Source organism: Brachybacterium sp. (assembly GCF_036379615.1).
GTDB lineage: Bacteria > Actinomycetota > Actinomycetes > Actinomycetales > Dermabacteraceae > Brachybacterium.
In genome coordinates this window covers 70717-80890 of the sequence record NZ_DASVGJ010000066.1, presented here as the reverse complement: position 1 = coordinate 80890, position 10174 = coordinate 70717, and the positions used below count along the sequence as shown (strand labels likewise).

The following is a 10174-nucleotide window of genomic DNA, read 5'->3' as shown; positions in this document are numbered from 1 at the left end:
TCGATGGGCCAGGACATCGCCTTCACCGTGCTCTCGGTGACCTCACGGAAGCTCCGGCTCCGCACCAGCACGGCACTGTCCGAACGGGAGGAGGGCGGTGGCATCGATCTCAGGACGGACCAGGACACCTTCACCGTCCGCGCCGGTGGATCTCTCTCGATCACCACCCCGACGATGGACGCAGGCACCACCTTCACTCTCCGCTACGAGGAGTGACGCTCCCCCTGCGCCGTTGCCGCGTGCGATGACATTTCAAGAACGCTGGACCGCCCGCAGCTCCTTCTTCAGCTCCTGCACCTCGTCACGCAGGCGCGCGGCGACCTCGAAGTTCAGCGACTCAGCGGCTTGGTGCATCTGCGCGGTCATCTCATCGATCATGCCGGTCAGCGCGCCGACGGGATCCTCGCCCAGATCCACGCTGCGGCCCTTGACCGCGTCGACGGCGTTCGCCCGGGCACGATCCTTCGCCACCCGTTCCTTGCCGGAGCGGTAGTCGGTCGCCATCAGCGTGTCGGTGTCGATGTCCTCGCGGGCGAGCATGTCGGTGACGTCGGCGATGCGCTTGCGCAGCGGGGTCGGGTCGATCCCGTTCTCGGTGTTGTAGGCGATCTGCTTCTCGCGGCGCCGGTTGGTCTCGTCGATCGCGGACTGCATCGAGTCGGTGATCCGGTCGGCGTACATGTGCACCTGGCCGGAGACGTTGCGGGCCGCGCGTCCGATCGTCTGGATGAGAGAGGTGCGGGAGCGCAGGAAGCCCTCCTTGTCCGCATCCAGGATCGCCACCAGCGACACCTCCGGCAGGTCCAGTCCCTCACGCAGCAGGTTGATGCCCACCAGCACGTCGAACTCGCCCAGCCGCAGGGAGCGCAGCAGCTCGATGCGGCGCAGGGTGTCGACGTCGGAGTGGAGGTACTGGACTCGCACTCCGTTCTCCAGCAGGAAGTCGGTGAGGTCCTCGGCCATGCGCTTGGTCAGCGTGGTGACCAGGACGCGCTCGTCGCGCTGGACGCGCTTCTCGATCTCCTCGCGCAGGTCGTCGATCTGGCCCTTGACGGGCTTGACCACCACCTCGGGATCCACCAGGCCCGTCGGCCGGATGATCTGCTCGACATGGCCGTCGGAGCGACCCAGCTCGTACTCCGCCGGAGTGGCCGAGAGGTAGACCGTCTGTCCCGTGCGCTCGGTGAACTCGGAGAAGGTGAGCGGCCGGTTGTCCAGCGCGGAGGGCAGGCGGAACCCGAAGTCGACCAGGGTGCGCTTGCGGGAGCGGTCCCCCTCGTACATCGCGCCGATCTGCGGGACGGTCACGTGGGACTCGTCGATCACCAGCAGGAAGTCCTCGGGGAAATAGTCCATGAGCGTGTTCGGGGCGGTGCCGGGCTCACGGCCGTCGAGGTGTCGGGAGTAGTTCTCCACCCCGTTGGTGGAGCCCATCTGGCGCAGCATCTCCAGATCGTGCGTGGTGCGCATCCGCAGCCGCTGCGCCTCGAGCAGCTTGTTCTGATGCTCGAGCTCCTCGAGCCGCTCGGCGAGCTCGACCTCGATGGTGCCGATGGCGCGGGAGAGACGCTCGGGCCCGGCCACGTAGTGCGACGCCGGGAAGATGTGGATGTGCTCCTCCTGCCGGATCACCTCGCCGGTCATCGGATGCAGGGTGAAGATCGCATCGATCTCGTCACCGAAGAACTCGATCCGGATCGCGAGCTCCTCGTACATCGGGATGATCTCCACAGTGTCGCCCCGCACCCGGAAGGTGCCTCGCTCGAAGGCCACGTCGTTGCGGTCGTACTGCATGTTCACGAAGCGGGTCAGCAGCTCGTCGCGATCCAGCTCCTGGCCCGCGCTGAGCTGCACCATGCGGTCCACGTACTCCTGCGGGGTGCCCAGGCCGTAGATGCAGGAGACGGAGGAGACCACCACCACGTCGCGGCGGGTCAGCAGCGAGTTGGTGGCGCTGTGGCGCAGCCGCTCCACCTCCGCGTTGATCGAGGAGTCCTTCTCGATGTAGGTGTCCGACTGCGGGACGTACGCCTCGGGCTGGTAGTAGTCGTAGTAGGAGACGAAGTACTCCACCGCATTGTGCGGCAGCAGCTCGCGGAACTCGCTCGCGAGCTGGGCGGCGAGAGTCTTGTTGTGGGCCATGATCAGCGTGGGACGCTGCACCTGTTCGATCAGCCAGGCGGTGGTGGCGGACTTGCCGGTGCCGGTGGCGCCCAGCAGCACTACATCCTGCTCGCCGTCGTTGATGCGGCGGGTGAGATCGGCGATGGCGGTCGGCTGATCGCCCGAGGGCGAGTACTCGGAGACGACCTCGAAGGGATGCTCGGAGCGGACCAGATCGGTGACGGGGCGCATCCCCCGAGCTTACGACCCGGGACCGACAGACGATACGGCCGCCCCTGACCGTCAGCGCAGGGCGGAATCCTGCAGGCCCGGATCCTGCAGCGCGGAATCCGGGAGTGCGGGGACCTGCAGGGCGCCCAGGACAGCCTCCAGCGCATGCCGGGCCCGCTCGGCGAGCGTCTCGTGATCCGCGGTGTTCAGCACCAGTCGATCCGCGCGGCGGATCCGCTCCTGATCAGTCACCTGTGCGGCCATGATCGATTCGACGTAGTCGCGGTCCTTGCCGCGATCGCGCAGGACCCGGTCGATGCGGTCCTCGCGCCGGGCGAGCACGACCAGGACCGAGTGGTAGTCCTCGTCGCGATGCTTCTCCAGCAGCAGCGGGCTGTCGTGGATCACGATCCGTTCCCCCGCCTCCGCCGCCTCCTGCTCCTCGCGGGACACCGCGGCATCCACGCGGGTGAGCACGATCCGCTCGAGGTCCGCCCGGGCGGCGGCATCGGCGAACACCAGGCGCGCCAGGGCTGCACGATCGATCGTGCCGCTCGTGGCCCGGAACTCCTCGCCGAAGCGTGCGACCGCTTCCTCGACCCCGTCCCCGGCGACGTCGAGTACAGCACGGGAGCGGGAATCGAGGTCGATCACCCGGTACCCGGCCTCGCGCCACAGCGCCGCGACGGTGGACTTCCCGGAGCCGATGCCGCCGGTGAGACCGAGGCGCAGCGGGGCGGTGGTGGCGGGCATGGCTCGATCCTAGGGCCGACCGGACGGCCCCGGGGCCCCGCAGCGCCGTCGACGCCGTCACGTCCGGTTCCCGCCCGAGCAGGCCAGGTCGTACCGTGCTGGGGTGGATCCTCTCGAACTGCTCGTGACCAACGACGTCCTGCGCGCCATGGACCTGCTGGGCGTGTTCGTGATGGGTGTCGCGGCCGGGGCGCTGGCCTCCCGGCTGAACTTCGACGCGGTGGGCTTCGCGATCATCGGCATCGCCGCCGGGCTCGGCGGCGGCATCGTGCGTGACCTGATCCTCGACTACGGCACCCCTGCCGCCTTCGACGGACCCTGGTACCTCGCCTGCGCCCTGGCCGGCGCCGCCTTCTCCTTCTTCGTCGCGGCCGAGGGATCCTGGTGGCGGCACCTGGTGAGCGTGCTCGACATCGCCGCGATGGGGCTGTGGGCCGCGACCGGCACCGCGAAGTCCCTGGGCTACGGGCTCGACGTGCTGCCGGCGATCCTGCTGGGGGTCACCAGCGCCGTGGGAGGCGGGGTGATCCGCGACGTGCTGGTGGGGAGGATCCCTGCGATCTTCGGCGGCGGCCCGCTGTACGCGACCGGGGCCCTGGTCACCGCGATCCTCACCTGGGGCGTGTTCGCCCTCGGACTGCCCTCGGGCACCGTGCTGGTGGCGGTCGCCGTCGGCGCCCTGCTGGCCGGGATCGCGGCCTGGCGCCGCTGGACCCTGCCGGCGCACAGCGAGTGGCAGGTGACCCTGTCCGCCAGCCAGCTCAAGCAGCTCGTGCGCCGCACCCGCAGGAGCGAGCGGGAGCGGGTCGCCCTGGAGACCGGGGCGATCCCGGTGGTGGATGCGGACTCCGACGACCTCGCCGAGGACTCCGCCGCCGACGACGCCGATGCCGCGACCTATGCCGAGCGTGTCTTCCGCGGTGCCGAAGAGCCCGGCGAGGAGTCTCCCTGGACCGATCTGTCCGAGGGTCACCCGGCGCCCCCGCACGGGGAAGGGCCCCGCCCCGGCGACCAGCGGAGCGGGCACGAAGGGGATGCCTCTCCCCCGCCCCGCAGCGCCTGAACCGGCCTCAGGGGCGCAGCAGCTCCAGCATCCGGGACACGTCCTGCGCCTGGAGCTGGCCTGGGGCGGACCCCGCGCCGACGGAGGCGAACGTCGCCGCGCTGGCGAAGGCCTCGGCGGCGACACGGCTGCTCGCCCCGAGCGGGCCCATGCTGATGGCGATGTGCGGACCGGAGAGGTCCTCGGCGACGGTGAGGCTCGCCGAGAGCAGCGTGAGCACGTCCCGCGCAGTGCGCGGGGTCACTGCGATCTTCGGGACGTCGGCGCCGAGCCGGCGCTGGGCGCGCAGGATCTCCACCATCTCCGCCTCCTGCGGGGTCCCGTCCATGTCGTGGAAGGAGCCGACCACCACGGTGCCGTGCCGGTGGGCGGCGGCGATCACGCGCGCGACGGTCCCCTCGTCCCGGGCGGTCTCGATGTCGACCAGGTCGACGGCGGACTGGGTGCCGGCGCGGCGACCGGTGATCAAGGACTCCAGCAGGATGCCGAGGTCGTGATCGGCGATCGGGCGGGACCCGCCCTCGGCCGCGGTGCGGAAGGTCGCCAGCAGCGCTCGGTCCGGGCCCAGTGCGGCCCGCACGGAGGCCAGTGCGGACAGCACCGCGTCGCGGTGGTCGACGGGATCGGTGAGGTCCGGGCGGAAGCGGTCCAGCCTCCATTCCATGATCCGGGCGCCGGTGCCCGCCGCGGCCGTCGCCTGGACGATGAGCTCGTCCTCATAGGGCTCGACCAGCGGGACGATGATCTCGGGCCGAGCCCGGCCCAGCTCGATCCCGCGCACGGTCGCGGTGCGACGACGCACGTCCGCCTCAGGAGCCGAGGCCGCCCGGGAGGCGGTCTCGGCCGGGACGGGCAGTTCGCTCGGCGCGAGAACGTCGTCCGGTGCGGCGCCGTCCGGTGCGCCGGCGTCGTGCGGGGTGGGGGTCTGGTCGGTCATCGGTCGCTCACTCCTCGGTGATCGCGGCGTAGGCGGACAGCAGCAGAGCGGGGTCGGGGCCCTCGATCCGGGAGACCGAACCGATCCGGTCCAGGACCACGAAGCGCAGCAGACCGGCGCGGGTCTTCTTGTCGCGCTTCATGGCGTCCTCGAGCTTCGGCCACTGCCGATCACGATAGGTCGTGGGCAGGCCCAGCGAGGTGAGGATCGCGCGATGACGGTCGACCTCTGCCTCGGAGAGCTTGCCGGAGAGATGGGAGAGCTCGGCGACGAACATCATCCCGATGCTCACCGCGGCTCCGTGGCGCCACAGGTAGCGCTCGTTGCGCTCGATGGCGTGGGCGAGGGTGTGCCCGTAGTTGAGGATCTCCCGCTCCCCCGACTCCCGCAGGTCGGCGGAGACCACCCGGGCCTTGACGCGGATCGCGCGCTCGATCACCTCACGGAAGGCGTCGGTGGTGACGTCGAGCACCGCGGACGGGTCCCGCTCGACGATCGTGAGGATCTCGGTGTCCTCGATGAAACCGGCCTTGACCGCCTCCGCGAGCCCTGCGGCGACATCGTTCCCGCCGAGTCCGCCGAGCACGTCGAGGTCCGCCACCACCGCGATCGGCGGGTGGAACGCACCGACGAGATTCTTGCCCTCGGAGGTGTTGATGCCCGTCTTCCCGCCGACGGCGGCGTCGACCATCGCCGCGACCGTGGTCGGCACCTGGAGCACGTCGACACCGCGCAGCCAGGAGGCCGCGACGAAGCCGGCGAGGTCGGTCGCGGCCCCGCCGCCCAGTCCGATCACCAGGTCGCCGCGCCCGATCTCGGCCTGCCCGCAGACTCCCCAGAGGAAGCCGGCGACCTGCGCGGTCTTGGCCTCCTCCCCGTCGGGGATCTCCGCGGCGAAGGCCTGCCGACCGGTCTCGGCGATCGTGGCGCGCACCTGCTCGGCGACCTCCCGCAGGCTGGGCTGATGCACGATGACCACCCGTCGTGCGCGCTCGGGCAGCAGCTCGGGGAGGCCGGAGAGCAGGCCCCGACCCACGTGGACGTCATAGCCGCCGGTCGGGGTCGACACGGGGATGACGGTGGTGCTCATGAGGGCTCCTTCTTCGACGGTGCTGCGCTGTGGGACGGTGCTGAGCTGTTCGATGGTGCTGAGTCGTTCGGCGGTGCTGGGCTGTGCGACGGGGTGGACGGATCGAGCTGGAGGGTGGCGAGGATCGCGCGGGCGACGCGCGACGGACTGCCGTGGCCGGAGTCGATGCGCAGCGCCGCCAGTTCGCGATAGCGGGGCTCGCGCTCCGTGGCGAGCTCTCGCCAGCGGGCCATCGGATCGGTCCCCTGCAGCATCGGCCGGCCCGCACCGTGCATCAGGCGACGCGCGGCGATCGACTCGTCGATGTCGAGGAAGATCACCGGTGCCCCTCGCAGCAGCTCTCGCGAGGCCGGGTGGAGCGGTGCCCCACCGCCCAGGGAGAGCACACCGGGATGCTCGACCAGGGCCCGGGAGAGGGTCGCCGCCTCGATCTCGCGGAAGGCGGTCTCGCCGTCGGCCGCGAAGATCTCCGGGATGCTGCGGCCGTCCGCCTCGACGATCAGTGCGTCGAGGTCGGCGAAGGGGACGTCCAGCCGGGACGCGAGAGCGCGTCCCACGCTGGTCTTGCCCGCCGCCATCGGGCCGATGAGGATGGCGAGGGGCCCCGTCACGGAGCGGGGTCCGGACGGCGGTCGGTGAGCACCGACTGCAGAGCCTGGGTCTCCTCCAGATGGGCGCGGATCTCGGCCACGGAATCGCCGCCCGCCTTCTCCAGCAGGGCGTCGGCGAGGGTCAGCGCGACCACCGCTTCGGCGATCACCGCAGCGGGCGCGACGGCGCAGGTGTCGGAGCGCTGGTGGTTCGCGGTGGTCTGCTCGCCGGTGGCGACATCCACTGTGCGCAGGGCACGCGGCACCGTGGAGATCGGCTTCAGAGCGCCGCGCACACGGATGACCTGGCCGTTGGTGATGCCGCCCTCGAGGCCCCCGGCGCGGTTGGTGACCCGCGGGAAGGAGCCGGCCTCGGCCGCATCGACGCTGAGGATCTCGTCATGGGCCGCGGAGCCGCGACGACCGGCCGTGGCGAAGCCGTCGCCGATCTCGACGCCCTTCATGGCCTGGATCGACATGATCGCCTGGGCCAGCTTCCCGTCGAGGCGCCGGTCCCATTGGGCGTGCGAGCCGAGACCGACGGGGACCCCGTAGGCGAGCACCTCGACCACCCCGCCGAGGGTGTCGCCGTCGGCCTTGGCACCATCGACCTCCGCGACCATCGCGGCGGAGGTCGCGCCGTGGAAGCATCGCAGCGGATCGGCGTCCAGCACGGCGGAGTCGTCGGGGGTGGGCAGCGCGGCGTCCTCGGGAACGCGCACGCTTCCGGTCTGCAGGGTGTGGGAGACGAGGCGGATGCCTGCGGCCTGTTCGAGCAGTGCCGCCGCCACGCGTCCCGCGACCACGCGGGCGGCGGTCTCCCGAGCGCTCGCGCGCTCCAGGATCGGCCGAGCGTCCTCGAAGCCGTACTTCAGCATCCCCGAGAGATCGGCGTGTCCGGGGCGGGGCCGGGAGAGCGGCCGATTGCGGGCGATCTCCCGCTCGTCGCCGGTGCCGGCGTCGACCAGGAGGTCCTCCCGCGGCACCGGATCGGCGCTCATGACCTTCTCCCACTTCGGCCATTCCGAGTTGGCGATCTCGATCGCGAGCGGTGAGCCCAGGGTGCGGCCGTGACGCAGACCGCCGTGGATCCTCAGCACGTCCTGCTCGAACTTCTGGCGGCTGCCGCGGCCGTGGCCCAGCCGTCGGCGCGCGAGCGCCGCCTTCAGATCGTCACTGGTCAGCTCGATTCCGGCGGGGACGCCGTCGAGCAGGGAGATGAGAGAGGGGCCGTGGGATTCCCCGGCGGTGAGCCAGCGCAACATGGCATCGATTCTCTCATGCGGGCGCTGCGCCGGGCCTCGACGTCCACCGCGCGAGGAGCGCGACCGTGGCCGGGCGCGAGGGGCTCACCCGCGCTGGGCGTCGTACGCGGCCTGCGTGAGCTGGACGTAGGTCTCCACGCCGATCGCCGTCGCCCCGGCGATGTACTCGTCCCAGTCGGCGTCCTTCGACGCATCCTTCGCGCCGGTGCCGAACGCCGCCATGGCCTGGGTGAAGTGGTTCTCGAGATTGGTCTCGATCTCGCCGAGCTGGGCGGACTGATCCATGTCGTACACCAGCGGAGGCACTCCCCTCTCCCGTGGCGTGGCGAAGGGCTCGTACAGCGTGCCGGCCGCGTACAGGATCGGCTCGACCGACGGGTTGGCGTCCTGCACGGCCTCGGCATGGCGCTGGTCCACCGACTGGTACAGCGGACCCCACTCGCGCCAGGTCTGATTCTTCAGCTCCTCTGGGCTGGGAAGGACCTGATAGATGGCCTGGCGTCCGTCGATCCCCTTCTGCTCCGCGGTCGCCCAGTCCCAGCCGACGCCCCGCTCCCCGCGCTTCATCGATGTGGTCAGCTGCAGCTCGAACTGGTGGTCGGCCCAGCGGATGAGCTGCTCGGGATCAGGGCAGTCCCGGGTGATCACGAAGTTGGGGTAGCCGTAGGAGAAGTGGTCCCACTGCGCGGTGCGCACGCCGCCGGGCCCTTCCATCGGCGCCATCGGAACCATGATGCGGGCGACGTTCCCCGGGTCGGTGAAATCGTTGTGGGCGGCGAAGTGGAAGGTCGAGTACCCGTAGGCGACGCCGAACCTCGGACCGTCGGCGCCGTCACCGAGCTTCTGGTACTGCTCCGGCGTGCTCGAGAACATGCCCGTGTCGAACGTGCCGTTCGCGAACTGCTCCTGGAGCCAGATGATCCCCTCCCGGAAAGCCGGGTCCTGGTGGATCCACTCGATGGTCTCCCCGGAGCGCCGCACCCAGAGCTCGGGCATCTCCAGGAACGATCCGAGGAAGAACTGCACGAGGAAGGGCATGGTCTCGGCGGAGGCGGTGACCAGAACGGAGCCCTCCGGCTTGTCGGCATAGTCTCGGAACTCCTCCATCAGCACGGCGAAGTCGTCGAGGCTCTCGGGTGCTTCCGCGCCGACCCCCTCGAGCCAGCGCGAGTTGATCCAGGTGCGCACGTTCGCGCTCTTGCAGTGATAGCAGTCGTTCATCGACGGCAGGCCGTACATCCTGCCGTCCGGCGAGGTGTACTGCGCCCGCATGTCCGGGAAGGCGTCGAACATGTCCAGGACGTGCGGCGCATACTCGTCGATCAGCTGGTCCAGCGGCAGGAACATTCCCTGTGCGCCGTAGATGCTCACCTCGGAGAGGGAGAAGATCTCCTGGCCCACCATCATCGCGTGCGGGAGATCGCCCCCGGCCATGATGGCGTTGACCTTCGTCTTGCCGTCCTCGCCCGAGGGGACGGTGACGTAGGAGATGTTCACGCCCGTCCTCTCCGCCAGGAGCGTGGAGTAGTAGTTCGTCGAGAGATCCATCTCCGGATCGATCTGGCTGAGCATGGTGAACTCGGTGGATCCGTCACCGAAGGGCGTGAGATCGCGGGCACGCGGGCCGACGTACCCCTCGGGGTAGAGGACGCCCTCGATCTCGGGGGCGATCTCGACCTTCAGCGCAGCGCTGCCGGGAACATAGCCATCGCTCGCGGCTGGCTCCTCCGCGGTCGTGCCGCCGCACGCGCTGAGCGCCAGGGGGCCGCCGAGCGCGGCCGCCCCCGCCATGGCCGACCGTCCGAGGAACGCGCGGCGAGGCACACCCGCGGGCACACGGGGCAGCTCGTCGTCCGGCCCGGACGGGGGTCGGTCGGGGCCGACGGAGCGGTCGGGCGTGGAGGGAACGGCGGCAGAGCGATGCATGGAAGACCTCTTCGTCTGTACGGCCCGGGGCGTCGGGCCGATCGCGGGTGCTCTCGAACTCTCCCATAGGTCCTATCACTGGAGCAAGCATCCGGTCGCTGTCACTGCGTGAAGCTCCCACTCCCCTTCTCGCGCGAGGCCAGCTCCCACACTCCGAGGAGACTGAGCGCAGGTGGAAGCGCTCAAGCGGCTTCGCCCGCCCCGATCGTTGCCCAC

At 70.4% G+C, this 10174-nt stretch carries 9 protein-coding genes; 2 read left to right on the top strand and 7 right to left on the bottom strand.

Annotation, left to right across the window (positions count from 1 at the left end):
• A partial coding sequence (locus tag VF289_RS14200; protein ID WP_330884556.1) for a hypothetical protein occupies window positions 1-216 on the top strand: 216 nt, incomplete at its 5' end.
• 36 nt (window positions 217-252) lie between these two features.
• Here the strand turns inward: VF289_RS14200 and uvrB are convergent.
• Both uvrB and coaE read right to left on the bottom strand, forming a co-directional pair.
• Window positions 253-2355, bottom strand: a complete 2103-nt coding sequence (uvrB, locus tag VF289_RS14195; protein ID WP_330884555.1) for an excinuclease ABC subunit UvrB — start codon at window positions 2353-2355, stop codon at window positions 253-255.
• Between the two features lie 51 nt (window positions 2356-2406).
• Window positions 2407-3087 carry a dephospho-CoA kinase gene (gene coaE / locus VF289_RS14190; protein WP_330884554.1) on the bottom strand — a complete coding sequence of 227 codons (681 nt, stop codon included), beginning with the start codon at window positions 3085-3087 and terminating at the stop codon, window positions 2407-2409.
• Between the two features lie 103 nt (window positions 3088-3190).
• Here coaE and VF289_RS14185 point away from each other — a divergent pair, with 103 nt between their 5' ends.
• On the top strand, window positions 3191-4150 hold the full coding sequence (locus tag VF289_RS14185; RefSeq protein WP_330884553.1) for a trimeric intracellular cation channel family protein: 960 nt from the start codon (window positions 3191-3193) through the stop codon (window positions 4148-4150).
• Window positions 4151-4157: 7 nt separating this feature from the next.
• On the opposite strand, the gene aroD is transcribed toward VF289_RS14185, so the two are convergent.
• From aroD to VF289_RS14160, 5 genes are all read right to left on the bottom strand, one after another.
• Window positions 4158-5087 (bottom strand): type I 3-dehydroquinate dehydratase, encoded by a 930-nt coding sequence (aroD, locus tag VF289_RS14180; protein WP_330884552.1) that lies wholly within the window; start codon window positions 5085-5087, stop codon window positions 4158-4160.
• Window positions 5088-5094: 7 nt separating this feature from the next.
• Window positions 5095-6177: a 3-dehydroquinate synthase gene (aroB, locus tag VF289_RS14175; protein WP_330884551.1), complete on the bottom strand. Its 1083-nt coding sequence runs from the start codon at window positions 6175-6177 to the stop codon at window positions 5095-5097.
• Complete coding sequence (locus tag VF289_RS14170; RefSeq protein WP_330884550.1) at window positions 6174-6788, bottom strand: shikimate kinase; 615 nt, start codon at window positions 6786-6788, stop codon at window positions 6174-6176. Before VF289_RS14170 ends, aroB begins: the two co-directional genes overlap by 4 nt.
• The gene (gene aroC, locus VF289_RS14165; RefSeq protein ID WP_330884549.1) at window positions 6785-8032 is read right to left on the bottom strand and encodes a chorismate synthase; all 1248 of its coding nucleotides are present in this window, start codon (window positions 8030-8032) and stop codon (window positions 6785-6787) included. Before aroC ends, VF289_RS14170 begins: the two co-directional genes overlap by 4 nt.
• Window positions 8033-8116: 84 nt before the next feature.
• Window positions 8117-9958, bottom strand: coding sequence for a hypothetical protein (locus VF289_RS14160; protein ID WP_330884548.1), 1842 nt, complete (start codon window positions 9956-9958; stop codon window positions 8117-8119).
• Window positions 9959-10174: the final 216 nt, after the last annotated feature.